Source organism: Chryseobacterium sp. SIMBA_028 (assembly GCF_046535285.1).
Lineage (GTDB): Bacteria > Bacteroidota > Bacteroidia > Flavobacteriales > Weeksellaceae > Chryseobacterium.
The window spans coordinates 1-259 of the sequence record NZ_JAWRWZ010000466.1 but is presented as its reverse complement, the minus strand read 5'-3'; the positions used below and the strand labels follow the sequence as shown (position 1 = coordinate 259).

Sequence of the window (259 nt, the reverse complement as noted above, 5' to 3'; positions counted from 1 at the left end):
CTCGCGGCAAGCTCATCTTTCGCTCGGCCCACCAGCGCGTCGAATTCACTCTGAGAAACGCTTCTGCTGATCTCGAACTTGCCGTCGTATATGAAGGACGAGAGCGGCGCGGGCAAATTGTCGGAGAAACGAATCGGTTTGATCTGCGTATCGGTAAATGCCTTGGCAGTGCTCATGGCCACTTCCGCCTGGGACGGTAACGTCAACCGATAACGACCTACACATTCCTGTTGTGGTGCCGCCAACGCGTGTGTTCCCC

1 protein-coding gene is annotated in these 259 nt (G+C 56.4%); it reads right to left on the bottom strand.

Annotated features, from left to right (window positions below):
• Nucleotides 1–259 (bottom strand): hypothetical protein (locus SCA31_RS24150; protein WP_410699524.1); only part of this gene is annotated, 259 nt, incomplete at both ends.